The sequence below is a fragment of the Fischerella sp. PCC 9605 genome (genome assembly GCF_000517105.1).
In the GTDB taxonomy this organism is placed as follows: Bacteria; Cyanobacteriota; Cyanobacteriia; order Cyanobacteriales; family Nostocaceae; genus PCC9605.
This window is the reverse complement of sequence record NZ_KI912149.1, coordinates 1,407,647-1,434,354: the sequence shown is the minus strand read 5'-3', so window position 1 is coordinate 1,434,354 and position 26,708 is coordinate 1,407,647. Positions and strand designations below refer to the sequence as shown.

Annotated in this window: 22 protein-coding genes; 6 read left to right on the top strand and 16 right to left on the bottom strand. The window is 38.8% G+C overall.

Annotated features, from left to right (window positions below):
• Nucleotides 1-55 precede the first annotated feature (55 nt).
• The 5 genes from FIS9605_RS0121225 to FIS9605_RS0121205 are packed head-to-tail and all read left to right on the top strand — an operon-like array spanning nt 56 to nt 6,199.
• Complete coding sequence (locus FIS9605_RS0121225) at nt 56-2,332, top strand: ATP-binding cassette domain-containing protein (RefSeq protein ID WP_026734388.1); 2,277 nt, start codon at nt 56-58, stop codon at nt 2,330-2,332.
• Nucleotides 2,333-2,336: 4 nt separating this feature from the next.
• Nucleotides 2,337-3,296 carry a glycosyltransferase family 10 domain-containing protein gene (locus tag FIS9605_RS0121220; RefSeq protein ID WP_026734387.1) on the top strand — a complete coding sequence of 320 codons (960 nt, stop codon included), beginning with the start codon at nt 2,337-2,339 and terminating at the stop codon, nt 3,294-3,296.
• Between the two features lie 4 nt (nt 3,297-3,300).
• Entirely contained in the window at nt 3,301-4,278 is a 978-nt protein-coding gene (locus FIS9605_RS0121215) for an Npun_R2821/Npun_R2822 family protein (RefSeq protein WP_026734386.1), read from the top strand.
• Between the two features lie 3 nt (nt 4,279-4,281).
• Complete coding sequence (locus FIS9605_RS0121210; protein WP_026734385.1) at nt 4,282-5,145, top strand: Npun_R2821/Npun_R2822 family protein; 864 nt, start codon at nt 4,282-4,284, stop codon at nt 5,143-5,145.
• Between the two features lie 19 nt (nt 5,146-5,164).
• Nucleotides 5,165-6,199 (top strand): Npun_R2821/Npun_R2822 family protein, encoded by a 1,035-nt coding sequence (locus tag FIS9605_RS0121205; protein ID WP_026734384.1) that lies wholly within the window; start codon nt 5,165-5,167, stop codon nt 6,197-6,199.
• 301 nt (nt 6,200-6,500) lie between these two features.
• Here FIS9605_RS0121205 and FIS9605_RS0121200 read toward each other — a convergent pair whose 3' ends face one another.
• Together FIS9605_RS0121200 and FIS9605_RS0121195 are read right to left on the bottom strand one after the other, a co-directional pair.
• On the bottom strand, nt 6,501-6,875 hold the full coding sequence (locus FIS9605_RS0121200; RefSeq protein ID WP_026734383.1) for a hypothetical protein: 375 nt from the start codon (nt 6,873-6,875) through the stop codon (nt 6,501-6,503).
• Nucleotides 6,876-6,959: 84 nt separating this feature from the next.
• Complete coding sequence (locus tag FIS9605_RS0121195; RefSeq protein ID WP_026734382.1) at nt 6,960-8,672, bottom strand: ABC1 kinase family protein; 1,713 nt, start codon at nt 8,670-8,672, stop codon at nt 6,960-6,962.
• A gap of 518 nt (nt 8,673-9,190) precedes the next feature.
• Between FIS9605_RS0121195 and FIS9605_RS0121190 the strand changes: the two genes are divergently transcribed.
• Nucleotides 9,191-10,285, top strand: coding sequence for a hypothetical protein (locus FIS9605_RS0121190; RefSeq protein WP_026734381.1), 1,095 nt, complete (start codon nt 9,191-9,193; stop codon nt 10,283-10,285).
• A 7-nt stretch (nt 10,286-10,292) separates the two neighbouring features.
• Here FIS9605_RS0121190 and FIS9605_RS0121185 read toward each other — a convergent pair whose 3' ends face one another.
• The 14 genes from FIS9605_RS0121185 to FIS9605_RS0121120 all read right to left on the bottom strand — a co-directional run bounded on the left by FIS9605_RS0121185 (nt 10,293) and on the right by FIS9605_RS0121120 (nt 26,708).
• Complete coding sequence (locus tag FIS9605_RS0121185; protein WP_026734380.1) at nt 10,293-10,913, bottom strand: class I SAM-dependent methyltransferase; 621 nt, start codon at nt 10,911-10,913, stop codon at nt 10,293-10,295.
• Between the two features lie 72 nt (nt 10,914-10,985).
• Nucleotides 10,986-12,113, bottom strand: coding sequence for a UDP-galactopyranose mutase (gene glf / locus FIS9605_RS0121180; protein ID WP_026734379.1), 1,128 nt, complete (start codon nt 12,111-12,113; stop codon nt 10,986-10,988).
• A gap of 45 nt (nt 12,114-12,158) precedes the next feature.
• On the bottom strand, nt 12,159-13,991 hold the full coding sequence (locus tag FIS9605_RS0121175; protein WP_026734378.1) for a glycosyltransferase: 1,833 nt from the start codon (nt 13,989-13,991) through the stop codon (nt 12,159-12,161).
• 204 nt (nt 13,992-14,195) lie between these two features.
• On the bottom strand, nt 14,196-15,317 hold the full coding sequence (locus FIS9605_RS0121170) for a glycosyltransferase family 4 protein (protein WP_026734377.1): 1,122 nt from the start codon (nt 15,315-15,317) through the stop codon (nt 14,196-14,198).
• A 135-nt stretch (nt 15,318-15,452) separates the two neighbouring features.
• Nucleotides 15,453-16,421, bottom strand: coding sequence for a glycosyltransferase (locus FIS9605_RS0121165; RefSeq protein ID WP_026734376.1), 969 nt, complete (start codon nt 16,419-16,421; stop codon nt 15,453-15,455).
• Nucleotides 16,422-16,462: 41 nt separating this feature from the next.
• On the bottom strand, nt 16,463-17,461 hold the full coding sequence (locus tag FIS9605_RS0121160; protein WP_026734375.1) for a glycosyltransferase family 2 protein: 999 nt from the start codon (nt 17,459-17,461) through the stop codon (nt 16,463-16,465).
• Nucleotides 17,462-17,637: 176 nt separating this feature from the next.
• Entirely contained in the window at nt 17,638-18,963 is a 1,326-nt protein-coding gene (locus tag FIS9605_RS0121155) for an ABC transporter ATP-binding protein (RefSeq protein WP_026734374.1), read from the bottom strand.
• Nucleotides 18,964-18,965: 2 nt separating this feature from the next.
• Entirely contained in the window at nt 18,966-19,745 is a 780-nt protein-coding gene (locus FIS9605_RS0121150) for an ABC transporter permease (RefSeq protein WP_442854724.1), read from the bottom strand.
• A gap of 245 nt (nt 19,746-19,990) precedes the next feature.
• Complete coding sequence (locus tag FIS9605_RS0121145; protein WP_026734372.1) at nt 19,991-20,947, bottom strand: glycosyltransferase family 2 protein; 957 nt, start codon at nt 20,945-20,947, stop codon at nt 19,991-19,993.
• A gap of 104 nt (nt 20,948-21,051) precedes the next feature.
• Nucleotides 21,052-22,554 (bottom strand): glycosyltransferase family 4 protein, encoded by a 1,503-nt coding sequence (locus tag FIS9605_RS37710; RefSeq protein ID WP_035139989.1) that lies wholly within the window; start codon nt 22,552-22,554, stop codon nt 21,052-21,054.
• A 42-nt stretch (nt 22,555-22,596) separates the two neighbouring features.
• Nucleotides 22,597-23,607: a glycosyltransferase family 2 protein gene (locus tag FIS9605_RS0121135; protein WP_026734371.1), complete on the bottom strand. Its 1,011-nt coding sequence runs from the start codon at nt 23,605-23,607 to the stop codon at nt 22,597-22,599.
• 58 nt (nt 23,608-23,665) lie between these two features.
• Complete coding sequence (locus tag FIS9605_RS37705; protein ID WP_035139988.1) at nt 23,666-24,391, bottom strand: class I SAM-dependent methyltransferase; 726 nt, start codon at nt 24,389-24,391, stop codon at nt 23,666-23,668.
• A 157-nt stretch (nt 24,392-24,548) separates the two neighbouring features.
• On the bottom strand, nt 24,549-25,154 hold the full coding sequence (locus FIS9605_RS0121125; protein ID WP_231510409.1) for a serine O-acetyltransferase: 606 nt from the start codon (nt 25,152-25,154) through the stop codon (nt 24,549-24,551).
• 138 nt (nt 25,155-25,292) lie between these two features.
• Nucleotides 25,293-26,708, bottom strand: coding sequence for an O-antigen ligase family protein (locus tag FIS9605_RS0121120; protein ID WP_026734369.1), 1,416 nt, complete (start codon nt 26,706-26,708; stop codon nt 25,293-25,295).

Here is a 26,708-nt window from a genome sequence, read left to right as displayed (position 1 = left end):
ATAAACTAATTAACGAACTATGTTATCACTAAGTAATTTGTGATCTAAATCACCAATGTTTACCAATAAATTAATACCACTACTAGTAAGATTTGCTAAACCCTATCCAGGCTGGATTATCCTGACAATAATACTGGGCTTTTCTGGAGCATTATTTAATGGGGTGGGTACGGCTCTCATCGTGCCAGTCATTTTAAAAATTGTCGGACAACAGGTAGATTTAACTGGTGCTCCTCCGGTTCTAAAAGCGATTTTGTTTCCGTTTGATAATCTGCCAGAGAATTATCGCCTTTGGGTAATGTCAGGAGCAATTATATTTGTAATTTTATGCAAAAATTTAGCGAGCTACTCTAGCACGTTGACATCAAGTGTTTTAACGCGCAGGCTTACGTCTGATATCCGCGAAGCCGGAATAAAGTTATTATTAGAAATTGACTTAGACTACTATGCCAAAATGAAAGTTGGCGATTTAATTAATCGTCTTGGTGGCGAAACTGCTCGTGCTGCTAGTGCTATTGGTAGTGCAGTCAAATTAGTAATTTTGGGAATTACGATTTTAGTTTTTGTTGGCTTGTTGTTATCAATTTCTTGGCAGCTAACAATTGTGACGACAATGTTGCTGTCTTTGGTGACTTTAATAAATCAATATGCCATTTCCAAAGCTAGAAATTTTGGCAAGCAATTATCAGATATTTCTACATCATACTCTGTTTCTGTGCTAGAAACACTGAGTGGAATTCGCTTAGTGAAAGCAACTGGTAATGAAGACAGAGAATATCACAAAATTAAAAAGCTAATTATTGACCGAGAAAAAGCAGATTTTCAATCTCAAGTTCATTCTGAAGCAATTGGCCCTACCAGTGAAGTAGCCGGCATCACAGCCTTAATGCTAATTGTCTTTTTTGCACGAACATTTTTTGCTGACCAAATCGCTTCTTTATCAGCGGTTCTTCTGACATATTTATTAATATTACTGCGACTACTACCATTTATTTCTCAGTTAAATTCTCTTCGGAGTAGTTTTGCTAATACCGCAGCCAGTGTAGATATTGTGGCTGAATTTTTACGGCGCGATCATAAGCCGTTCATGAATCAAGGTAAGCTTTCCTATACCAAATTAGAGAAAGGAGTGCATTTTGATAATATATCTTTTGCCTATCCTAGTAATGATAAATTGGTGCTAAAAGATGTGGATGTTTACTTACCGCGCGGTACTACTTTAGCTTTAGTTGGTGGTTCTGGTGCGGGTAAATCTACATTGGCAGACTTATTACCAAGGTTTTACGATCCGATCTCAGGCTGCATTACCATCGATGGCAAAGATCTCCGTGAATTCGATTTAAAATCGCTGCGAAAAGCGATGGGAATTGTCAGTCAAGATACTTTTCTCTTCAATGATTCAGTGCGAAATAATATTGCCTATGGCAAACCTGATGCTAATGAAGAGGAAATTATTGCAGCAGCAAAGCGAGGGAATGCTTACGAGTTTATCAGCAAATTACCACAAGGTTTTGATACCTTGATTGGCGATCGCGGTGTCATGCTATCTGGAGGACAAAGACAAAGATTAGCGATCGCCCGTGCATTACTACAAGATCCGGAAATTCTGATCCTTGATGAAGCCACCAGTGCTTTAGATACGGTTTCTGAACGCCTAGTACAAGCTGCAATAGACGATCTCAGTCGCGATCGCACAACCTTAGTAATTGCTCACCGCCTGTCTACCGTCCAAAAAGCCGATCAAATTGCTGTATTAGATCAAGGACGTGTGGTAGAAATAGGAACCCATGAAGAACTTTTACGAAAAGGCGGTTTCTACACCCGTTTGTATGCGATGCAATTTAGTGATCGCGCAGAAACTTCTACCCACCATCAAAGCTTAATTCGCATTTCGCACGAACTTCGCACCCGGCTAAACTCTATGATTGGTTTCCTGTGCTTAGTACTTGATGATATGGTAGACAATTCTCAAGAACGGCAGGAACTTATAGAAGAATCCTACAAATCAGCGTTTAAGATTTTTAACATTATTGATGTTTTGGAAGATATTGTTAAACTGCAACAGCGCTTTTCCTCAACATCATTTACAAACTCTAATGACAATCTCACCAATGAAAAAGTAACTTTTCAACAAATTTCCGAGCAGTTGCGAACACGTCTTAATTCTATGTTGGCTTCTCTCCGTTCTCTCGCCGATAATTTGATAGACAAGCCTCAAGAACAAAATGAATTAATTAAGCAAGCCTATCATTCTGCTATCTATCTACTGGATACGGTAGAGGTATTTGAAGACAAAATCAAGTTTTTAGTTAATTCAAATTATCCAGTATAAGAAAATGGTAACAGCAACTATTGGCATGATTAGCAGCTATCGAGGTCTAGAAAAAAGAATCGATTGGCTGTGGCAACAAACTCCTCATCCATTTGGTATTTGGGGCAATATGCAAATGCAAGCACCCGCACCAAAACCAGATTTTCTGCTGATGTATCAGTTTGATTTTTACCAACCTCCTCAACAGAAATCCTGGTGGAAACGCATTCGTAAACAACAGCAAACACCGGAAGTGAACATCGAAAATCTACTGCGAGGTGTAAACAAAGAACGGATTATTTATTTGCTCCGCGAACCTCCTTTAGAGGAAGTTTTAGACATTACTAAATATAATTATCAACAGGCACAAAAATTTTGTGGCTATGTCTCAGGGCCCGATGATTTTGCTCTCACTCCCGGCTACATGCCTGCAATTTGGTATCACGGCAACTCGTTTCGGGAATTAAATGAAATGCCACCGCCGGAAAAAGTTTCTCCTTGCAGTTGGATTACCTCTGGTATTAACCGCACAGCTAACCATCGTCAGCGTTTAGAGTTTTTGCAATCCTTACAAACAAGTGAAATTATATTCGATTTATACGGACGCAATTTACCTGCATGGGCAACAACATCAGGAGAATTAGTCAACAAATGGTATGGCATGGCTCCTTACTATTACAATCTGGCAATTGAAAACTACAGTGACAATAATTGGTATGTCAGCGAAAAATTATGGGATGCTCTCTTAGCATGGTGTCTGCCAATTTACTATGGTGGTCCTGCGGCTGAAAAATTATTGCCACCAGGCAGTTTTCTGCGATTACCTAGTTTGGATGAAAAAGGTGTTGCCTATATCCGAGAAGTAACAGCTACTCCTGATGCTTGGTATGCAGCCAAGGATGCAATCAAAGAAGCACGCCAAATTATTTTACACAAACTAAATCTTTTAAATTGGTTATCAGAATTTGTTGATAAACACGCATAAATTTATGAATGGAATTTGTACATTAGGCAATGACTATGTTTACGACCAAATCGTTGCTTTACTCAATAGTATTGATGCTATTTTAGGGCGAGAAATATCTGTCTGTATTTATCCTTTTGACGAACAGATAAACAGGCTAGCAGCAGAAGTTGCCAAACGACCTAATGTATTTATCTACGACGATAAAGACTCGATTGAGCGCTGGGATCAGTTCATGCTAGCAGCAGCGCCCGAACGTTTAAACCGCAGCAAATTTCGTCTTTATGGTGCTCATCGTCGTTTTTGTGCTTTTGATGGCCCCTTCGATAAATTTATTTACTTAGATGGCGATACTCTAGTGATGAATTCACTGGCAACAGTGTTTGAAAAACTAGAATATTATGATTGGGTAGTTTATGATTTCCAATTTACAGATGTTAGCAAAGTTTATAACACCCAATCTCCTAAATTACTAGAAGTTTTTGAGCAAAGCCGCATTGATACTGAAATTTTTTGCTCAGGTTTTTATGCTTCAAAACGGGGAACGTTTAAGGCAGAACAAAGAGAGTGGTTGTTATCCCAACTGCGAAGCGGTGAGGCAGAAATTTTATACGCAGGTGCTGGTGAACAACCACTGCTGAATTACATGGTGATGCGATCTGGTCTTTCTAGTTATAACTTTGCTGTGCAATTACCAGAAAATCAAAAAACTGGATGTTCTGCAACTTCAAAACACTTTGAAGAACGAAATCATATTTTATATGACAAAGGAAACCGCCTAACTTACCTGCATTACATCGGTGTTCAGCCTAAAATGATGCACGCGGTTTGTTCTGGTGAAAACATAGATTTTCCCTATCGAGATTTGTTTCTCTACTATCGTTACCTTCATGAACCTGAAAAGCGTCCAGTATTTAGCATTCCTCCAGAAAATTATCAGTCTCCAAATCCTAGTTTACTAAATAGGGCTTTGCGAAAATTAAAATTAATTACTAAAGGATAAATTATGCAGCGGGGAATTTATATAGTTGCCAATGACCGCGTTTTGGATAATGCGATCGCACTACTCAACAGCATTCGCCTTTACGATCAACAAGTGACCGTTGTTCTCATCCCATTTAATGATGATTATCACAAAGTAGCAGATATTTTAGGCGATTTACACAATGTACAAATTTTTCCTGACCTAGACTTTGTTAATAGTTTCACCAAACGCATCGGAGAAATTTTTCCTAGAGATTTCTTATCTCTACCTAACAAGATGCGAAAACTGGCAGTATGGTTTGGGCCGCTAGATGAATTCATTTATGTAGATACGGATATTATTGTTTTTGAAAAAATTGCTGAGAATTTAAACAGGCTATTGGAAGTTGATTTTTTCTGTTGCGATTATCACCACAAAAGTGAGGGATTGCGGAATATCTTTTCTCCACTTGTCAAAGAAAAACAAATTTTTACAGAAGAACAACTTCAGGATGTTTTCAATAGTGGCTTTTGGGCTTCCAAAAAAGGCATAATTACAGAGCAAGTAATGGAAGAAACGTTGCAGGAATGTGCAACGCACAAGGAATATTTTGACTTTTCTTGTGGGGTAACAGATCAGCCTATTCTTAACTATTTAGTTCTCAAACACATTGACAAACGTTGTAACCTCGTCAGACTTCCAGGGGGAGAACCCGGTAGTTGGGCTGGTTCTCGCCATTTTCAAGAGAAAGACTATGTTCTCTACGATCGCACTCAGAGGCTGAAATATCTGCATTGGGCTGGTACAGCTATTAAACCTGGTTGTCCTTATTGGAAATTGTGGGAACACTATCGTTATCTCCACGAAGGTAGAGTTCCCTTACTGCAAAAACTATTTCGCCGTTAATTTCCTTTAGAGGTTTGCAATGACAAATGGCATTTATACTTTAGCCAATGATGTCGTTTATGACCAATTGGTTGCCTTACTCAATAGCATAGAAGCCAATGCTGGTAGAGAAATTCCTGTTTGCGTAATTCCCTACGATCGCCGTTTAGATAAGGTACGTGCGGAAATTACATCTAGAAAGAATGTCACATTGTTTGAAAATGAAAGTGCGATCGCTTACTGGGAAAACTTTGTCACTCAAGCATGGAAAACTCATCCCAGAACACAAAGAGTTTGGCGAGAATGGGGTGTTACGGGAACCTATCGTTTAGCCATGCACCGAAAACTTTGTGGTCTGAATGGGCCCTTTGATAAATTTATTTATTTTGATGCAGATACCCTATTAATGGGTTCTTTAGACTATGTGTATCAAAAATTAGATAACTATGATTGGGTAGCAAATGATTTTCAATATCGTTCTAATTTGAAATACATTTTTGATGGTTCACCAGAACTTCTGAGAAAAGTTTTCACTCAAGAACAATTATCTTATCAAATATTCTGTGCTGGTTGGTTTGCAGCTAAAAAGCAAATTTTTACTGAGACAATGTTAGCCGATTTACTAGAAAAATTAAAGTCTGGTGAAGCTGATGTTATGGCATTAGGAGGCCCCGATCAATCTTTATTTAACTACATGGTTTTGCGTAGTGGAGTTAGCTATTATAACTTTGCTTATCATGATGTAGACCAGGTAACTGGTAATCACTGGTCTTCTAAATTTGATGTAGTAGATAACATTCTGTACGATCAAGGTCGGCAACTGACATACCTGCATTACATGAGCATCGGTTCATCACAATTTACACGTCTGTGTGCTGGGGAAGATGTTGATATTCCCTACAGGGATGTGTTTCTATACTATCGGTATTTGCTTTCACCAGAATCTAGACCAAAAACCTTTAATCTTCCTAGCCCTCTGACACGTTTGCAAAGGTCTACCAGCAGTTTTTTGAGCCACAAAGCTAAGAGATTTATGCATAAATATCGTACTTTTAAAGAGAAAATCTCGAAATAACCTCTATACTACTTTATCGCTACTTAACTGCTTATTTTAGAGGTTGTCTGAAAAGTTATTTATTCAACTTCCAAGCTATTTTCTATTCCCCTAAATCCCCATTTTTAAGGAGGACTTATTACAAAATTTCATAAATTCGTAGCGAAAAAAACTCAGAAAAACTCTGCGTACCTCCGCGCTGACTCTGCGCTCCTCTGCGTTTAAAAAAGCTAAGATTTTATGCAAAGCTGTACTTAGAGAAAATTATTCCCCCCTTAAAAAGGAGGGCTAGGGGGGATCTGATAGTTAAATCGAGCTTTTTCTACCTCATAGAATCTAAATCAAGAGATTGCATTCCTTGCCGTTCTACAAAAGCCATCATACTTCCCAGTTGTAACCAAACTAGTAAGCAAGTCAGAAGAGTGACTGGCACACCAACTGCATAGGCAAGCAAGGGTGGAAAACCAAATATCTCAAACCCTGAACAAAGAAAGAGTGCTACACCACCAGTTATTCCTAGAAATGGCACGATTAACTGTTTAATAGACAATTTAGAACCGGAATTTTCTGCACCATCACTTTGCCATTTACTCACAATTATTCTTAGCGTTCCAGACAAGGCTAGACCAGAGGTGATAGCAGCAAATAACCCAAAAACTAGTAGTAAATAAGGCGGTTGTAGAGGGTAGTAGTACATGAAAACTCCTGATTATATTAAAAAGTAAGAGGTAAAAGGCAATAGAAAAATTTTACCGTTTTACTTCTTACTTTTTGAACTTTGTTACTGCTGACTACCAAAAGTTGTCAAAGCTGTAACTGAGGGTAATATTGCCGCAACCCCCTCTTTAGATAAATCTGTTAAAACTCCAATCGCTACATTTAACAAGCGATTTGGTTGTAAATCATCTTTAACTAAGTTCCACAAACGTTGGACTTCTTCGGTATGCAAACGGTCATCTTCGGTGAGGGCTAATACCAATTGTCGACGCAGATACTTGCCTTCATCAGACAGTAAATATTGCAATCCTAATTTAGCTGTAGGCAAGACATCAAAGCTTTCATCCGTGCGCGCGATCGCTATCAAATTCTCTAACCGCTGCCACTGGAATTTGCCATCTTTGAACAACACATTTAACAAGCGTCGGCGCAATTGCGGAGATTCGCCTGTCAACAGACGCCTTGCTACATAGGGATAGGCCACTTCCACAATTTTGAAGTTGGGGTTGAGGCTGAGGGCGATACCTTCCTGTGTCACCAAAGACCGAATAATTAAAGCAAATTTGGCAGGAACTCGGAATGGATACTCATACATCAGCTCCGAGAATTGATCTGTAATGGTTTTGAAATTAAAATCTCCCACGTTCCTGCTAATGGCATCACCCAACAGCCTTTCTAATGCTGGTACAATCGGGCAAATATCTGTGTCTGATGTCAAGAAACCCAGCTTCACATAATCTTCGGCTAAGTCGCTGTAGTCTTTGTTGACCAGATGCACTATTGCATCAACCAGGGTTTCTTTAGTAGTTTCATCCAACTGATCCATCATGCCGAAATCAATGTAACCCATTCGACCATCCGGCATAGCAAACAAATTACCGGGGTGGGGATCAGCATGAAAGAAACCATGTTCTAATAACTGTTGCAAACCGGAGGTAACGCCGATTTCGATGATAGCTTCCGGGTCTAAACCTGCTTCCTTGATTCTTTTAGTATCGGTAAGCTTATATCCATTCAGCCACTCTAGGGTTAAAACCCGGGTTGAGGTATAACGCCAGTAAATAGCTGGGACTTTAACATGGGGGTCGTTGCGGAAGTTGGTTGCAAATTTTTCAGCGTTGCGACCTTCGTTAAGATAATCTATTTCTTCAAATAATTTAGTACCAAACTCGTCCACTATCAAACTTAGGTCATGACCAAGATTGAGAGGCAACCAAGGGCTTAACCAACTCGCAGCCCACCGCATTAAATAAAGGTCAAGGGTGATAACTGGACGTAAGTTGGGTCGTTGCACTTTCACCGCCACTTCTTCACCACTTAGCAAACGACCCTGGTAGACTTGACCTAAGCTAGCAGCAGCAACGGGAGTGGGTGACAACTCACTATATATTTCCTTGACTGGGCGACCTAGTTCAGTTTCGATAATTTGGTAGGCGATCGCATTATCAAACGGCGGTAATTGGTCTTGCAGTTTTACTAATTCATCCAAAAAATCTTTGCGTACCAAATCTGGTCGCGTTGATAGGGCTTGACCAACTTTAATAAAAGTAGGCCCTAGGCGCGTGAGCAATTGCCGCAGTTCGGCAGCTCGTTTCAACTTGTTTTGCTCTACTTGATTTTGCCACTCATCCCACTTGAGGCTTAATATAAATACGGCAAAAGACCAAATAATTTTCAGCGCCCGCCCCCAAGCCAACCAAGGACGATAGCGGTAGTAACGAGCGATCGCCTTTGGATCGTAGCGTCGATTATTTTGTGTAAGGGTCTGCAAGCTCACTCGCTTATTTACCTCGTTTCATTTAAAATAAAAATTTGCTTTCCAGAGCCGCATCCGGCATCCTTCCAGCTCAACAAAATTCCGTTCGACTATTCCTCTGTAGCTTTGCGGAATTTAGCCAAACTTTACTAAAAGTTACTCTTTATCTTTTATTTTATATTAATATACAAAAGTATAAATACTTAAACTTAAGTTTGAAAAAGAATATATCTTAGCCATATAAAAACCTTATGGTATCCAGTATATCTTAGTCTCGCAGCTAGTGATTATACAGAGACCAGCCAAATTATAATATTGCTATCATACAGACTCTACATCAAAGGACTTGTACTTGTTAATGTTGTATTAAAAAATACTTATAAACCCTATTAGTAGATAAAATTATAAAATTACAAGTTTGTATCTATTTGCAAACTTTTGAAAAATATCAAGCTACTCGGTATCGTCTTCGTTCGTGAGCTACACTAGGACGAGAAATATTACAGCCTCCGATTCGGTTGATTTATAGAGGCTATTTAATGAAAGTTTTTCAACTAGTAATAAACCGCTTGCGGTTGCCGACTCTACTCATATTTATCTCTAGCGTAATTCTTGCTCTTTTTCTTGGCAGTCTCCCAACTCCTAGCAAAACTCCCACGCGAGACAAGTTTCTTTGGCCCTTTTCACCCACGTCTATTTGGAATATGCCCATCGGTTCCAAAGCTCGTTATGTACCAGCGAAAATTGGTAAGGCAAGCACTATTTCAGCAGATCAAGAATACTTCTTCAAGCTCAAAAAAGGCGATCCGCTGCGTAAATTATATGAGCCTGGTGCTTGGGGTGAGGGGCGCTGTAAAGGTACTAAACTTGTGGGAATTGCACCATTACCGATTCCAGACGACTTAATTGTTCCCGATGCTACGAGTAAGCCGTACTATACACCCAACAATGCTTCCGCCTTTCTGTTGCCAGATGGTAAAACCTTAGTGCAAATCGCCCCACTGGCTCGTTGTCAACCTGGAAGCCCACTCTATGGCTTCCATTATTATTATGACCTTGATATTTACGGAGAGGGAATAGGCGGATCGCATTTTGGTTCTGGTCTTTCTGCTATTGGTGGCTCTATTCGCAAAGGTGAATTGATTGGCAACAAACCTATTCGTCACGCCTTAAAAGTTGTGATTTGGGGAGAAAAATACCTTTACTACTCTAAAAAGATTCCCGGTCATCGCTGGCCGGCAGACAATGCAGATAACTATGCAGCCAACCACTATCATGGTAAAAACCCTGCTCTTGTGCAAGGTTCGCTACTAGCAATTCCTCCCAAGGTAACTGAGGCGAGTCTCAAGTTGCAAACACGCCCTGGAAAAAAGCTTTTTCATGCCTTACAAGATTACGGTGCTTACGTTGTTGATGACGCAGCCTGGGACATTCATTATTTTGCAGTGGAAAAAGGAGTTGTGGAAGAGTTTCATGATGCTTACGGATATGATTTCGTTAGTACAAATGGCGATTTCTATGAAGACTCTATGAAACTATTCCAAGCACTTCACGTAGTTGATAATAATAGTCCGAAAAGTATCGGTGGTGGTGGGAAACGGCGTGCACCTCTTGCTCCACCAATTGGCAACTGATCTGCCATTACACATCTTTATAAGCAACAATTGAGTCTGCAAAAATTGGGATGAATCTTGAAATTGATTCAAAACCAGGCTTCCAAGGAGCAATAAGTTTTTCTATTAATAGACCGGGATACTTCGTCCATTTCCGCAAACCAGCACCCACGATTTTATATCCGCGATCGCGAAAATAACTGCGCGGTACATAACTCAAGTGAGCTTCAAAATCATTAAACCCGACTACAGTATCTGAACCTTCTCTAAAGCAAGGATAATTAGGCGTTGAAATTATGACTCTTTTTTTAGCAGCACTTTCCAAAGTATTTAAAAACTCTTCAACTTTTGCTTGTTCAATGTGTTCAATTATTTCACACGCTAAAACTGTATCCCATTGACCTGATAAAGATGATGGCATAACCTGATGCCAAACATGACGATAACCTTGCTGTTGAGAACAAAATTCTACATTGCCTTGAAACGCATCAATACCATCAACTAATGGAGGTTTTTCTAATCCGGCTTCCCAATAATTAGCTTGAATTAAATTCCCCCATCGTCCCAAACCACACCCAACATCTAGCACTGTTTCTCCTGTAACTAAGGGGATAACTATTGGATCTAGATAAAGTGGAGAAGAACTCATATTCACTCCAAAAATTTCATTGGCTTATGGCATTACTTTCAGAAATTAACTTTTGTAAGAGATTTATTATTCCTACATCGAATTAGCTATCTCTTTCTCGAACACACCAAGCGCCCGAACCATAGCCTGATCCATGTCGTAGTACTTATATTCAGCAAGCCGTCCCACAAATATTACCGTACCATTCAGTTTCTCTACCTCTTTGAGGTAAAGGTCTAGCAGTTCGCGGTTCTCCTCACGGGGGATGGGGTAATAGGGGTCGTTTTTTCCTGGTACGTAAGCTTGAGGATATTCCATCACCAAAGTCGTTTTGGGTAATGTTTGCCCCGACAAATATTTTTGTTCAGTAATGCGGGTGATGTCGTATTCGTTGGGGTAGTTGACCGTACCAACCTCTTGATAATGCTCTTGATCCAAAGTGTCAAACTGAAAGCGCAGACTACGATAAGGCAACTCGCCATACATGTAATCAAAGAAGGTATCAATTGGTGCGGTACAGATGATCCGGTTAAAATTAATTTCATTGATAATTTCCCGGTAATCTGCGTTCAGGAGTACCTTGATGTTGGGGTGAGCAAGCATTCGGCGAAACATCTCGGTGTAACCGTGCTTTGGCATAGCCTGATATCTATCCTGAAAATAACGGTTATCCCGACTGATATAAACCGGAACACGTCCTGTTACTCCACGATCCAATTCTTCGGGTTTTAACTCCCACTGCTTCATTGTGTAGTGGAGGAAAATATTCTCATAAATGTAGTTGGCTAAAAAATCTAAATCTCCGCTGGCGCTTTCACGCAACTTGAGAATAGGGACTTTAACTCCAAAACCGAAATGTTCTAGAAGCAAATTCTCCAGCTTCTCTGCATAGCGTGGAGGAAAAAGAGCATAGAGGGAATTTAGATTAAAAGGAATAGGCACTTTCTTGCCTTCTACTACTCCCAGCACATGATGATAGTAGTGTCTCCATTCAGTAAATTGAGAGAGATAATCCCAAGCTTTTTTAGACTTGGTGTGGAAGATATGAGGGCCATACTTGTGTACTAAGATGCCATGCTCGTTGTAGGAATCGTAAGCATTGCCGCCGATGTGGTCTCGCCGTTCTACAATCAGTACTCGTTGTGCCAATTGAGTAGCAATCCGTTCAGCTAGCACGCAGCCTGAATATCCAGCCCCTATAATTAGCCAATCTACTTTCATGCTGCTTCTCCTTGTTTGACATAGTTTGGATGTTGAAACTTTGTCTTATTTTTGAGGTTCAAGATACTTTTGCCAAAATTGCATAGAGGTTAAATCTTTGAATGCTTTTTTCCACTCTGCGCTGACACTTGACCATCTCAAATAACTTCTAATTGCAGAGTTAAACCAGGTTAATAAAATATTAAGACCTGCTTTTTGATCTAATTCGTACTGATAAGAGTTAGGATTTTCCTCTATGACATAAAGAATTCTTTTTTTAGCTAACCCTTTACAAAGGGTGTCACGTTCTTTTTCTTTAACACTAAATCGAATGACCGCAGTCTCATCAGCAATTAGAAATTGCGGGAGTAAATGACCATTAAGCGTTAACAAACTAACCAATTTTTGAACTTTATCGGCTCTTGTAATTTGAGAAATTTCACTACTTGAAACGGAATCAGTCAGTATAGTTTGGTTTTTATAACTTCTACTGGATTCAAAAATCTTGGCATGCAGTATCTCTGGAGTATTGCTTGTAATGAAATTAGGGCCTTGCATATAATCTTCAAAACCTTTGACTACCATTTGTGCGGAGTTGTAATCAAAGATGAATAAATAATAGAGTATACAATTTGTGAAAATTTTAACTGTTTTCACATATTCCAATGAACTATGAATGGAATTGGCTATTAAGTGATTGCGAATGTAATAGTAAAAATCCCAAATAGGTCTTTTAGCATAAAAAGGTTCGTGCCACACAGCTATAGACGGAAAAGCCACTATTCCGTTCTCAAAATGTTTGTTGATTCTTAAACCAAATTCCATGTCATCTATTTTGATAAACAAGGGTAGTGGTAATCCTATCTTTTCGACAATTTCTTTAGAGAAGGCAAAAAACCAAAATCCCCCATAATCTATATTGTCTTCTAACAAAAGTGAGTTAAGTGTGGTAGTGGTTTGTAAATCAAGATTGTGCTTTAGAGGATAGCCTGTGAATTTATCCTGCTTGATGTTTCCTTCATCGTCGATGGATTTGTTGTATATTGCTCCTGCTTCATACAAAATGTGTTTTTTGTATGAATCCAGCATGCTACCAGCTACAGCAAAATCCTGCTTCGCATACTCATATAACGAAAAAAGCCTGTAAATAGCTTCACTGTCTAACTCTATATCATCATCCATAAACAAGAAATGAGTGTATTTATCTTCCTCAAGCCCTTGTAATAATCCCCTAGTAAAACCTCCAGAACCACCAACATTTCTATTAGGAATTAGTTGAACTTTTGGGTCGGCGAAATCAGATTCTTTAAGAGTTTTACCATTATCTACAATAAAAATTTTAAAATTAATATTGTGCAAAAAATCATCTTTTAAAATAGTGCTTATTGTATTTTTAATATAATCTTCTTTTCTAAAAGTACAGCTAATAATTCCTAAAAAGACTTCCTGAATTTTAGGTTGTTCGGTAGCAATAAATCCTCTTGTAAATAAACCTTGATTACTCAAGCAGCTTATTTCCAGGTAAGCTCTGCCTGCATCTTTACTCCGCCAAGTATTTGGTAGTAATAATTTAATAGGTTCTGAGAGCAAACATTTTTCAAATCTTGAGGTAGAAATTAATTCTCTACTTTCTTTTTCAGAATGTTCTCTGTAAAGAGAGATTTGAAAATCACCTTCAAGGCTTAACAAGTAATATAAAGATTTAAGTTCTGTATATTTGGCGTAAAAACTCTCATAAAAGGAATTAAAATAAGTGTTTAGAGATAAAACACCATGCTTATTAAAGTAAACCTCTGTTTGTTCTTTAGATAAATTTAAAAATGCACCTTCATTGCATACTAGATATAAACTAGAGGTTTCGGGTGTACGAGGAAATCGAATTCTGCTGATTAAGTTCATATTCTGGTTAGTGTTTGTCTATTTTAAGTGTTTTTTAGTAGACACAGCACCTAGGTTTAACAGAGTGCTGGAAAAATTTTTTAATTCACTGAGAAATCTAGTTTTCCAGACGATGGAAAGTTACTAACTTTCTCCCTGATTAGCTATCTCTTTCTCAAAAACGCCTAATGCCAAAACCATGGCTGTATCCATGTCCTAGTACAATTACTTGAGTAATAATTTGATTTCTTCTACAAATCTATCTATAGGGTCAGGTGGAATAATTCTTCTTACGCTCTCATATGCCTGTTTACCAATTTCGTGCCATGAGTCTCTTCTTTGCCAAGCTCTCTCCATTGCATCATCTAAACACTCAGCAATAGGCGCTTTTGCTACAAAACCATTGATATTATCCTTAACTACTTCTGTATTTCCTGCAACATCAGTAACAATGCAGAACCTACCACAAAGCATTGCTTCTACAATTGCCAATGGCAATCCTTCATATCTAGAAGGCAAAATTAGGGCATGACGATCAGCCCAAATAGCTTCAACATTATCTACAAAACCACCAAACTTTATATTATCTAATCTCCATAAATGTTTTAATCGTTTTAAAGTATTGCGCTGATAACCATTTCCAAAAAGAGTAACTTCAACTGGTCTACTTTTCCACTTTTCAGAGCGAAGAACATCGAAAAGTATATCTTGCCCTTTTGCATCTGGAGCTAAACGACCTACACACGCTAATTTCAGTACACTTTCATCTTTAGGCCATGATAGAGGCACATCATAGGATACATTGTATGGATTTCTAACAACCTTGGCATTATGAAATTCTACTGCTAACTGCTTTACTGTCAGTTCCAAATTTCTCTGAGATACAAAGAAACATTTTTCAGCACTTAAATAAAGCTTTGCTATTTTTGCAACTATTTCATCAGATGGCCAAAAATTTTCTCCTGCCGCATGAATAATAACAGCATAGGGAATATTCATTCTCAAACATGCATCCATCCAACCTTGATCTTCATAATTAGCTCCTTGAGAAATTACGACTAAATCAGGAGCAACTTTATTTAACCATGCCGAGAATAATTTATTTTTAAATACTTTAATAGCTATCCTTCCCAAAAGTTTACTATTATACCCGTACCATCTATAAGAAACTTGGCAATTTAAGTGTTCAAGTTTTTGAATGTTTTTTGGTTTTTCTTGCCAACCTTTAACGTTTACACTAATAGTAAAACCCTGATTAGCCATCTTGATAGCAGTTTGTGACCATAGTTCCTCGCTGCCAGCCCAGACTGTTGTATTATTAGTAGAAACAAAAGCAATCTTTTTCATAAATTAAATACTTTTTAGCTATACTTAAATCTTATTTATCGACCAAGATAACAACAAAATTTCAAAAGGGTTAAAATTTGGAAATGTCTTTAGCTATTTGACAATTGAGATACAAGTCGTACTTTAGTAATTTTATTAACTTACTTTCAATTTATTTTTTAATAACAGTTTTAATTTTTTTCGGATATTCCTAATACCCCAAGTCCACAATGTAAGTTTTATAAAATTATCCAGAGAGATTAATCTATGCCTTAACGCATCTAATATAACTTTTTCAGCGTATAATTTTTTTTCACTTTTCAATAATAAAGGAAGTACCTGTTTTAACATAAAACCTGTGGTTGCTCTATGGGAGATAGAGGTCTGATACTCACGAATCCAGCTTTCTGAGATTCGGTAATCAGATATTTGTGATACTCGATCTTTACGTGAATCGGCATTCCAAATTACTAGAGGTTTTTTGATGAAGGTAAAAATTGCTCCATTAGCTTCAAGCCTGAAACAAAAATCCCAGTCTTGGTGCTTTTTAAGGCCTGGATTAAAACGAGTCGCTAGGCCAAGCGATCGGTGCATCATCAGAGTGCTTGTCTGAATTTCCCCATCACTGCAAAACAAATATTCCGCGATCGCTTCTGCTTCACCTTTACCCTTTTCTGGAACTGCCTGTAAGCTTTCGCTGTTGATTGCAAGTTGAGTATAGTTAGTTATCCTTGTAAAACTAACGACCCTTTGAGTATAGGAAACTACTTTATCAGGATGAGGATGTTTCTGAATTAAAGCCAGTTGTAATTCTATCTTTTCAGGTGCCCAGAGGTCATCTGAATCTAGAAATGCAATATATTTTCCTCTAGCACCTTCAATACCAGTATTGCGAGCAGCCGAGCCTCCACGATTGCTTGGGTGGCGAATATAACGAATTCTGGGATCGCCAATCGCTTTTACAACTTCTTCGGTATTATCTACAGAGCCATCATCAATAACAATAATCTCTAAATTTTTGTAGGATTGCTTAATGGCACTGTCTAAAGTGTAGCTGATTAAATCTGCGCGATTATAAGTTGGTACGATCGCACTAACCAGTGGTTCTTCAAGTAATTCATTCATAATTTTAATCATGACTATTTTGCATCAATTATTAACTGCTATTAACTGCGTAATAAATTCATCGATTTATTCATAAAAATTATTTTTTTAAAACCCCAAAGATGACGTAATGATTGAATTATTCTCGGATATTTAATTATTAAGGTAATCATGGTAATAGCTTTATATAATTTATATAAATTTCTGGGTAGTAAATTTGCTTTTGTTTCTAAAGTTTGATTTGTAATACTGTCAGCATACTGACTAAAAAGCAAAGCTAATTTGATTGGCTCTAACCTGTTCTTATAGCCCCATATAAACAAAGTTTCCCATCGGGGTAAATTACTGTAGTAGAGTAATTTTTTATGAAATCTTGTCACGTGATTATGGCTATGTACTCTCCTCATGGCCACTGGTATGTCTAAACTTCCAGGGATCAATTTACCCACCGCAGCCATTTTTAGCCACATGACAATATCTTCACTAAATTCAAGATTCTCATCGAAGTAACCTGTTCGCTCAAAAATTGTTTTCCGAACCACTAGTCCATCAGCATGAAACCAACCAACTTCTTGTTTTTTCAGTAAAGTTTCAAATAAAAAATCGGGTTCTATAATGATATTAACAGTGGTTAGTTTCCTGCTACTACGACCAATGAAAGCCCATTTTTCCTGACTTTCCTTATCTTGAAAATATATTCCAACTGCTTCATAAACTCCGTCTATTTCAGAACATTTATTTAATTTTTTGCTTGCTAGTTTAAAACGCCTTGGCAAGTAAAAGTCATCAGCATCCAAAAATGCTATATAATCAAAATTAGCTTTCTGTATTCCTAAATTTCTACTCGCACTTGCACCATGATTTTTTTGATCTTTATGACGAAATAATTTAACTCTAGGATATTCATTAGCTAATTCTTGGCATACGTTGAAAGATTTATCTGAAGAAGCATCTTCTATTAAAATGACCTCTGCAACTTCGGGTTGAGATAATGCAGATTCTACAGCTTGCCGAACATATTTTTCCGCATTATATACAGGAATAATAACTGATATTTGCATGGGTTCCTTTGTTTATAAGTTTTTCTCCGAGCAAATCAATTTCAAAGCATTATTAAACATCTTCTGTTCTAAATGAGGTTAATCCTTATTTATTTGGTTGAAAGTAATTGAACTTCGTCACTCACCTCAAATTAATAAAAATGTTAATAGACCTAATATTTTAGAGATTGAAATTGTCACTTAGTCCCTAGTAATTGAACGTCATCAACCACATGCCAAAGTAGTGGTTGGTAAAAGAGGTTATTGCTAATAACAATAATTTTTTCTTCCGGTTGTTTTACACTAATTTTAAAAGAGTTGACGATATCAAGATTAGCGTGTGGAGCCGTTTTTTTGATGTAAATTCGCATATCATAAGTACTAGGACGTAAACCACAATATGGCATTTGAACCTGTATTTCATTATTACCTTGCTTCAGATATAGAGACTGTCTTTCGTCTTGACTCTCTATTAGCAATACCATCTCTCCTTCCCTAGCCAAATCTCTAATTTCAATACCCAAAGCGAGATTTTTAAAGTTTTGGCGAACCTTGCAGCCTACACAGAAATAAACTTGATTACCAGTTTGAGGTGCTTCTAAGACTTTCCCATCTTCATTTTTGAAACAGAGATAGGTAATATCTACACCTAAACTCTCTTGTTCTGTTTTTTCTGGCAAAAATAGAATTCCAGTTTCTGATACATCAACACCTCTTAAAAATAGATCTTCCTCATATTTTTTGACTACTATATCTGCCAATCCTTTTGTCACCACCTGGCCTTGAGAAAGGTAAACAGCAGATTCGCATATGGCAAGGATGGCGGATGAATTGTGAGCAACTAATATAAAAGACGTTCCTTTTTCGCGAAGCTTAGATAGTTTATACGAACACTTTGCTCTAAACCTAGCATCACCTACTGACAGCACTTCATCAATAAGGAGAATATCTGGTTCAGTATGAATTGCGCTTGCAAATCCTAACCTTGCAGCCATCCCAGAACTATAACTCTGTACTGGTGCATCAATCGCATCTCCAATCTCTGCAAACTCTACAACTTCATCAAATCGCTCATCAATTTCTTTCTTAGACAAACCTAAAATTGACATATTGGCATAAATATTTTCTCGCCCAGTCAAAATCGGATTAAATCCAGCACCTAAAGCAATCAAAGGTGCTACCCGACCATTAACTTCTACAAAACCAGTATCGGGTTTAATCAACCCTGCAATAATCCGCAGTAGGGTAGATTTTCCACTACCATTTTTACCAACTAAACCAAGTGCTTCTCCTCGGCGTAATTGAAAACTGACATTATTTAGTGCCCAAAATTCCTTGGGTCGTAACTTATCACTTTTTTCCCGAAGTCCTAATACCTCAGAAGTAATATCCTGAATACCATAGAGCAGCGATCGCTTTAAATTGCGACAAAACTTTTTAGAAACCCCGTTAACTGAAAGAACAATTTCACGATCATTTTTGTATGGCTTTGCTGAAATTTCTTGCTCGTTGATGTTAATCATGATTAAGAACTCATTCTCTCAACTACATAAGGCATTGCTAGGCGATAGATAATCCAAGCTAAAAGTAATCCCACAATTGCAATTAGACTGACTACCCAAAATCCTTGGGGATCGGAGATAACACCTGTTGTTGCTAATTCCCGCGTTGTTACTAGCAAAGGTGTAACGGGATTTAGGTTGACAATGGTGCTAAATATTCCATTATTGGGAATTGGGTAAACTACTGGTGTCAGAAATAGCCAAAATCCAGTTATTAAGGTTAGCCCCATTGAAAAATCTTGATAGAGAGCACCTAGTGGCGCTAACAGCAAACCAAAAAAAGTTCCTAGCAATACTAAATGAATTAATGCAACTGGCGCTAAAAACACGCTCCAAGTTACTGGGATTTTATACCAGATGAACAAGCCCACAATCAGAATTAACTTGATGCCAAAATTGAAAAAAACTTCACCTAATTTGGCTATAATCAGCGCTTCTCTAGGGAACTTAATTCTAGAGAGCATCATCTTGGCCGCTGTTACCGCTTGAGGTGGCCCATTCAGTGCTTCGACAAAGGTTTGCCACAACGTCATGCTGAACATGACGTAAGCAGGATAGGGCAAGTCCGTAGCACCGATATTGACAACTCCACCTCCTTGAGCAAGGGTAAAGCCAACTGCCATGAGTATCGGAGGTATAATTGCCCAGAAAATACCTAAAAATGACTGACGGTATTTAGCACTAATATCTCGAATCATGAGCCGCCAAGCTAATTCTCGTGATGCTAACAAGTCTCGTCCCATTTCTTTGAATAACTGAAGCGGACGCCTCATTCGACTCTCAGGTCGATGCACTACTCTGTGGATTCTTGGGGCTAATTGTTGAGTCTGTTTAGAGACTTTCTTTTGTCTCATATACCGCTGACTTTTGTGCATCATTATTATTACTGCGGTGAATAAAAAAGCATAAGATGGCAAAAAATGAGGGTTTGAAAGTTAATTTATTTCAGCGTTTATGCAGATTCTCCTAATAATGGATTGAATCGCTATTAGACTGAAACACCAAGCAGGCGTCGGCGTAAGATACGAGTTAAGGATCGCGCCCCATCGTAGCCATTAGAACCAAACCAACGGATCATGGCGATCGCTAAACTCAAACGTAGATATTTCTCGGTGTAGCGTATTTGAGGATAGTGTAAAAGAGCTTGCTGGCGGAAATGAATCGCCTTTTTGTAGTCTCCTTCATCTACAGCAAGCCATGCTAAACCAAAAAATATACTGGCATAACACCGATTTCTCAAATACAACTGCTCAAGGGGGACAGATGCAAATGTTTTCTCGACAACCTGGCGAAGATCTTTAATCATCCCTTCCCGGTTTCTGGAGAAACTGTTAGGGAGTTGCCGATAGCGCAGTAGAGGTTCTTTGACTACTGCAATGGGATAACGAAAAGCAATGCGAACCCACATATCCAAATCTGGTGCATAAGCCAAATTCCGATCAAATAGCCCGACAGTATCAAAGCAACTCCGCCTAACCATCGGTGAACTTCCACTAGAAATTGGGTCATCTTCTAGCAATTTATTCCATACATTACCTTCGATATGGGAAGCAAAAATTCTGCCTGTAGGATTGTTTTCTTTATCAACTAAAAGCGTCCAAGTATATACCAAACCTACTTCCGGTTTCTCATCTAAACAACGTACCTGCTTTTCTAGTTTTGTTGGCTCCCATAAATCGTCAGCATCTAGAAATGCTATATACTCTCCTTGAGCATTAGTGATGCCTGTATTACGTGCTGAGGAGACTCGTTGGTTTGCTTGTGAAATTAATTTTACTCGCGGGTCTGTAATAGCTGAAGCCCACTCTATAATATTATCTGAACTGCCATCATTAACAATCAATACTTCAAAATCAGTGAAAGTTTGCTGCAAAACACTTTCTAAAGTTTCTGGTAAGAAAGCCATAGCATTATAGGCAGGAATGACAACAGAAACTTTTGGCATTTTTGAACTCCTGAAAAGTTAGTGGTTAGTGGTTGTAGAGACGTGCCATGGCACGTCTGTACATTGGTTAGTGGTTAGTAGTAGAAAAAAATAGTTCACGTAATTTAGTTTGTTTTCGCCAACCTACTTAGGTTCTTTTGGGGTGTGTTTGTCTCGCTGAACTCCACCTTTTGCTTCAACATAAAATCTCGCAGTTGCTTGCCTATTACTTCAGGTGAAAAGTACTCTTCTATGCGACGACGAGCGCGTTTGCCCATCTCACGTCCCCAAGCTTCATCATCTAAAACACGACCAAGCGCTAGCGCCAGTGCTGTTGCATCCTCCCTTGGCACAACTAGCCCCCCAGAAATCTCCCCTCCTTCCAAAATGTCAGGGACGCCGGGAGCATCAGCAGCAACCACAGGCAAGCTACAAGCCATTGCTTCAATAGGTGCGATGGGAAAACCTTCTTGTCGAGAAGCCAGAGTGTAAACATCAGCCGCCGAAAGGTAAAGCCGAAGCACAGCGCGATCGCTAACAAATTCGTCTCGCCACATTACGCCTGGCAATTGCATCTTTGCAATACATTGACGTAGTTTGTCTGCGTCGGGCCCTGTCCCAACAAGCAACAACCGCAAGTCTTGATTGGGGCGATCGCAACAAATTTTGTCCCAAGCAGCTACCAGAATGTCTAGCCCCTTGCGATGAAAATCAATGCGTCCGTGACACACCACCACCCTAGCCTCAAGGGGAATGCCTAATGTAGCCCGTGCTTCGCTGCGGTCTAGGGCACGCCATGTTACGGTATCCATAGGATCGAAAATGCGGGTTATTTTGGCAGGCGGTAATTGATAGCGATCGCGAACCCGTTCAATCTCTTTTTGCGTAGAGATAATTACACCTGTACATCCTCGAAATGCCATCTGTCGCAGGGGGTATTCTAGAAAACTGTGTGTCTTGTCACCCCCTTGAAAAGTGGCAAATACTGGCAGACCGATCGGCTTTCCTAAAAGTACGCAAGCATCAAAGCGGGCATATTCATACTCTTGGCATAAAATTGCACTGCAACCTTCACGGCGGATTTCGCGAGCAAGTAATCCCAGTGGTGTAGATAGGTAAGTCCCAAAACTTTGGGCTAGATTCTTCAGTTGTGTCAGTAGGGAACGACGTGTAGGATTGGAGTCTTGGATGTCTTTGAAAGTTTGCCCCTCACTTGCGCCGTAAGCACTGAGTGCCTGACGGCGAACAGCACGGTAGGCAAGATACGCTTTAGAAGCAGGCAAAACGCAAATAATCGTATCTGTAGGTACGTGGGTGAAGCGTGAAACTTCAGTAAAACGAGCAGAAATGCAGAACAGAACTGTCCTGACACCTACCTGTTTCAAGGCATTGATGTAGCCAAACATCCAGCTACCGACGAACTCATTGCAGTAAGTCTCGAAGGAAATGTTGATGTGATCTAAAAAATCATCGATCAAATCCATGCAATGCAGTAGCGCGATCGCTGGTTCAGTTTTGCTAATTGCGACTGGCAATTTCTGCGGAGCCACATCTTGCCAATCAGTGTCTATATTTGAACTCCTATAGTTATTTAATGATTGGACATTATTAATTTTTTGCTCAACCATTTTTCCCCCTATGGGTAAACAGTAAAAATTTACAGGTTCTCATTACACAGAATGAATAGATTCATCAATAATTTTTGAACTACGAATGGGATATAATTGTGTAACTTTTGAAATGTGTCGACGTAGAGCATATGCTAGCTTTAGGAGTCTGCTATAGCCATGATTTCCAAATAATTGCAGTACTTGTATTGCCAAACTTAAGCGAATGTACTCGCGAGAGTAGCGTAATCTGGGATAATAGAAAATAGCTCGCTGACAAAAATAAATTGCCCGTTTGTAATCTCTATCACTACTTTGTAAAGCTTTCCAAGCCAAGCAAAGATTGGCATAACCATAGCTGCGATTCTTCAAAAAAAGTAGCTCTGCTGGTGCAGATTGGAATGCTTTTTCAATGACAAAACGACAAGATTCTTCCAGCACTTGTAGGTTTTTGGATAAGCTATTAGGAACTTGTCGATAGTAATAGAGAGGTTCTTTAATAACAGCAAAGGGATAATGACAAGAGATGCGAATCCATAAATCCCAATCTTCAGCAAAATTTAAATTTGGTTCAAATCCCCCGACTGTTTCTAAACAACAGCGACGCACCATCACAGAAGAACATGCTACCTGGTTCCGTTCAACAAGCTGCTTACATACATATCCCTCTGCATTAGAAGTCATCACTCTACCTGTAGGCTTACCATTGCTGTCAACAAAAGCCATCCAAGTATGTACCAAACCTACAGCCTGGTTATCATCCAGATAACGTACCTGTTTTTCCAACTTAGTTGCGTGCCAAAAATCATCAGCATCCAAAAATGCTATGTACTCTCCTCGAGCATGAGTAATACCTATGTTACGTGCTACAGATACACCTTGATTCTTTTGCGAAATGAGTTTTATTCGTGGATCTATTAGCCCAGAAGCCCATTGCACAATATTGTCATAACTACCATCATTAATAATTAATACTTCAAAATCAGTAAATGTTTGCTGCAAAATGCTCTCCACAGTTTCTGGGAGATACTTCATTGAATTGTACGCAGGAATAATAACAGAAACCTTTGGCATAGCTTGAGTCCCTTAAAGTACAATTTGTACCAATTATCGTCAATTGGAGCAAAACTAATTAAATCTGCTTCTTTTTTAAAACAATAAAGTATTCTGTCAGCCCTAACTCAAATTTTCCAAAAGTTAATTTCTTAAATAACCATTGCAGTGTTTTCCAAATCCCATTCTCCAAGTGAAGTTTTTTTCTAAGTATTTCTTGGCGAAAATCTTCATAAATTGTGAAAAATTCAACAGATAAATTATTCTCATTTGCGATTTTTTTTATAGATTCAGGAGATATAGAAAATCTCAGAAATGTACGAAAAGGAGCATTGTCATCTATTCCTGCAAACCTTACATTAAAAATGTATCTGTAAAACCAAACATGAAACCAATGAGGAGTATATTTTGTTATCAATCCTTTTAAAGACATAACGTTAGGAACAGCAATAATAATAATTCCTCCTTTTTTAATAGCTTTTGCGAAATTTTTCAGGGCTAATTCTGGCTGTTCAACATGTTCTAAAACCCAGAAACAAGCAATCATATCAAAACTGTCATTTGAAAAATTATAATTCTGTATATCTCCCAGAATTTTATCCTTCAATTTTGAATTTCTATCCAGTTGTTTTTCTGATATGTCAATGCCTACTAAATAATAATTATCTTTCAAATTAATATGGCTTAGAGAACCACAACCAGCCTCAAGAACTTTTACAAATTCACGCTCGCTCAGGAAGTTATCAACCACTAGTTTCAGATGAGCCAATTCTAAATCGAATTGAAGTACTTCTTGATGAGACATAGTAAATTGTTCCTATTTACAAATATTTGAAATATCGAAAAAACTTCAAACTTTTTAATAACTGCTATCTTTGCAAAAAAAATTATTATTGCTATTTTATTCACTAAATAGGTTTTTGAAGTATTGATAATCCTGCCATTGTAAAATCATTGACTTTTTACTTGCCAACAGCAGGCACAGTGGCATTTAATATGCGAATAATTCTTGCCGGGTTTCCTGCAACTACTGCCCCCTCAGGAACATCTTTAACAACAACGGAACCTCCTCCAATCACAGCATTATCGCCAATTGTAATTGGACCGATAATCACAACATTTGCTCCAATATCTACATTATTACCAATTTTGGGGCAGGCACTATATGAACCATCTGGTAGTTTTTTATTACCAATAGTTGTGGAATGTCTTAAGGTACAATTTGCACCAATTACCGACTCATGATTGACCACCAAACCTACACCGTGAATAACTTTAAGATTTGGTCCTATATTAGTGTCCCAAGGTAACTCAACCCCTAATATCCACTCAACTATTAGTGTGTACAATATTCGATAAAAGATGGATAACACATAAAAAGATGTGGGCAAACATCTGAATAATTGTGCTATACGAAACATAAATACTATGAATCGTGACTTAGAGTTTCCTTCTTTGTTAGCTTTCCAATCTTGGAAGACATACTTAATAAAGTAATTCATATTGTCTTGAAAATCCTTAATTTTAAATCTCTGAAGTTTGGCATTGGGTTTGAGTTCAGCATTCATTGATAGTTTCCTTGCTATTGCTTGGATTGCTAAATAATCAGTGAAAAAAACAAGTATTCAAGCTAATGTTTAGACCAGAGTAATACTTGTGAAAGGCTGTTATAACAGTCTGAATTTCACCTATGACATCAGCAGCGCCTAAGGACTAACCGATACAGTACTCTTTGTAGATCCCAAATCGTTCCAGTCCCAGCCAGCGATCGCCATCAGAATCATCCAGTAGAAAAAGAGAGTAGTATGACTCCAGATGTTCTCAGTAATCATTGCCACTGGCATAGAGAGAAAAACAGCTAACATGATCGAACACAGGTTGCGCTTTGCACTTCCACGAGGTGCCGATCGCATTAACTGGACAAGACGCACACCCTGAGCAGCGAGAAAGACCAGAAAAGTTACAAAACCCACGATTCCTCCTTCTACCAATGCCCTGAGGTAATCATTGTGGGGATAAGCTCCATTGCCAGCTACTGGAATGCTCAACCCCAAACCGTAACCGAAAATTGGGTAGTACTGCCAGCGGTTGAGTATTAAATTCCATTGAGAAAGCCGCCAGTTGAAGCTATTCATGTCTCCTTGTGACAGAAGAATCGCCCGTGATATATCAATGTCCGGATTGAGTAAGGGCGTGTTAGCGATCGAGGTGAGGCGATGTTGTCCATACTCTGAACTGGCAAATAGTCCTATGACTAGTGTAACCAATAGCATCCCACCAATGAGGGTAACTGGGCTTAATCTAGGTGCAATCACAACAAGAACAAAAACAGAAAGCATCATTAAGCCAAATAGGGATTTAGTGCTCACATAACAGAGTACCAGCAAGCCTAACAACAAAAGCCAGGGTAAGCGTTGCCTAGACTGATTTAGCTTCCAAAACGTTAGACCGATAAACAGCAACAGCAAGGTTACGAAGCCATTAGGGTGACCAATAGTCCCTCTGATTCGACCATCGCCAGCCCCTAAGAAGGGAGGTAGGAGCGAAGGTAGGAAAATCTGTATCAGCGCTACTGCGATCGGTATAACCAAAGCCAAGAACAAGCTAGAAATAACCTTTTCGGGAGGGAGTCTATCTTTAAGCTGCATTACCAGCAAGTAAACCATGACCCAAGTAAATAGACGAACCCACTCGCGGATAGCTTCTGGCAAAAACGAACCATCTAACCCCAGACCTCCTATAGGTAGGAGGATTACCCATAAGCCCTGTAGCATCACCCAGCCCACTAAAAACCACCAAAAACTATCGGTGCGGACTGACCGACCAACTAATAGCATCACGGTCACGTACAGTAAGGTCAGAGCGTCTAGACCTACAGCAAACGCAGCTGGTATCTGCTGAGCAGAGAAAGGATCGAGAGAAGTACGTAGAATCAGTAGACCCAGTACGGTTTGCTCAAACCTGGCAAAGAAGAAGACAGTCACAGGTACTGCCAACAGAACTAGGTAGAGGTAAAGGGGTTTAGCGCCTGCGAGGAATCCTGCAACTAAACCCACTCCTACACCTGCCAACCCAACCACAAGGGGCACTATAGAGGAACGTGCGCGTTGATTAGTCAACAT

Coding starts and splice junctions, on each gene's coding strand:
- FIS9605_RS0121225 (WP_026734388.1), top strand. CDS start 56: ATGTTTACCAATAAATTAATACCACTACTAGTAAGATTTGCTAAACCC.
- FIS9605_RS0121220 (WP_026734387.1), top strand. CDS start 2,337: ATGGTAACAGCAACTATTGGCATGATTAGCAGCTATCGAGGTCTAGAA.
- FIS9605_RS0121215 (WP_026734386.1), top strand. CDS start 3,301: ATGAATGGAATTTGTACATTAGGCAATGACTATGTTTACGACCAAATC.
- FIS9605_RS0121210 (WP_026734385.1), top strand. CDS start 4,282: ATGCAGCGGGGAATTTATATAGTTGCCAATGACCGCGTTTTGGATAAT.
- FIS9605_RS0121205 (WP_026734384.1), top strand. CDS start 5,165: ATGACAAATGGCATTTATACTTTAGCCAATGATGTCGTTTATGACCAA.
- FIS9605_RS0121200 (WP_026734383.1), bottom strand. CDS start 6,875: ATGTACTACTACCCTCTACAACCGCCTTATTTACTACTAGTTTTTGGG.
- FIS9605_RS0121190 (WP_026734381.1), top strand. CDS start 9,191: ATGAAAGTTTTTCAACTAGTAATAAACCGCTTGCGGTTGCCGACTCTA.
- FIS9605_RS0121185 (WP_026734380.1), bottom strand. CDS start 10,913: ATGAGTTCTTCTCCACTTTATCTAGATCCAATAGTTATCCCCTTAGTT.
- glf (WP_026734379.1), bottom strand. CDS start 12,113: ATGAAAGTAGATTGGCTAATTATAGGGGCTGGATATTCAGGCTGCGTG.
- FIS9605_RS0121175 (WP_026734378.1), bottom strand. CDS start 13,991: ATGAACTTAATCAGCAGAATTCGATTTCCTCGTACACCCGAAACCTCT.
- FIS9605_RS0121170 (WP_026734377.1), bottom strand. CDS start 15,317: ATGAAAAAGATTGCTTTTGTTTCTACTAATAATACAACAGTCTGGGCT.
- FIS9605_RS0121165 (WP_026734376.1), bottom strand. CDS start 16,421: ATGAATGAATTACTTGAAGAACCACTGGTTAGTGCGATCGTACCAACT.
- FIS9605_RS0121160 (WP_026734375.1), bottom strand. CDS start 17,461: ATGCAAATATCAGTTATTATTCCTGTATATAATGCGGAAAAATATGTT.
- FIS9605_RS0121155 (WP_026734374.1), bottom strand. CDS start 18,963: ATGATTAACATCAACGAGCAAGAAATTTCAGCAAAGCCATACAAAAAT.
- FIS9605_RS0121150 (WP_442854724.1), bottom strand. CDS start 19,745: ATGGGACGAGACTTGTTAGCATCACGAGAATTAGCTTGGCGGCTCATG.
- FIS9605_RS0121145 (WP_026734372.1), bottom strand. CDS start 20,947: ATGCCAAAAGTTTCTGTTGTCATTCCTGCCTATAATGCTATGGCTTTC.
- FIS9605_RS37710 (WP_035139989.1), bottom strand. CDS start 22,554: ATGGTTGAGCAAAAAATTAATAATGTCCAATCATTAAATAACTATAGG.
- FIS9605_RS0121135 (WP_026734371.1), bottom strand. CDS start 23,607: ATGCCAAAGGTTTCTGTTATTATTCCTGCGTACAATTCAATGAAGTAT.
- FIS9605_RS37705 (WP_035139988.1), bottom strand. CDS start 24,391: ATGTCTCATCAAGAAGTACTTCAATTCGATTTAGAATTGGCTCATCTG.
- FIS9605_RS0121125 (WP_231510409.1), bottom strand. CDS start 25,154: ATGAATGCTGAACTCAAACCCAATGCCAAACTTCAGAGATTTAAAATT.
- FIS9605_RS0121120 (WP_026734369.1), bottom strand. CDS start 26,708: ATGTTGACTAATCAACGCGCACGTTCCTCTATAGTGCCCCTTGTGGTT.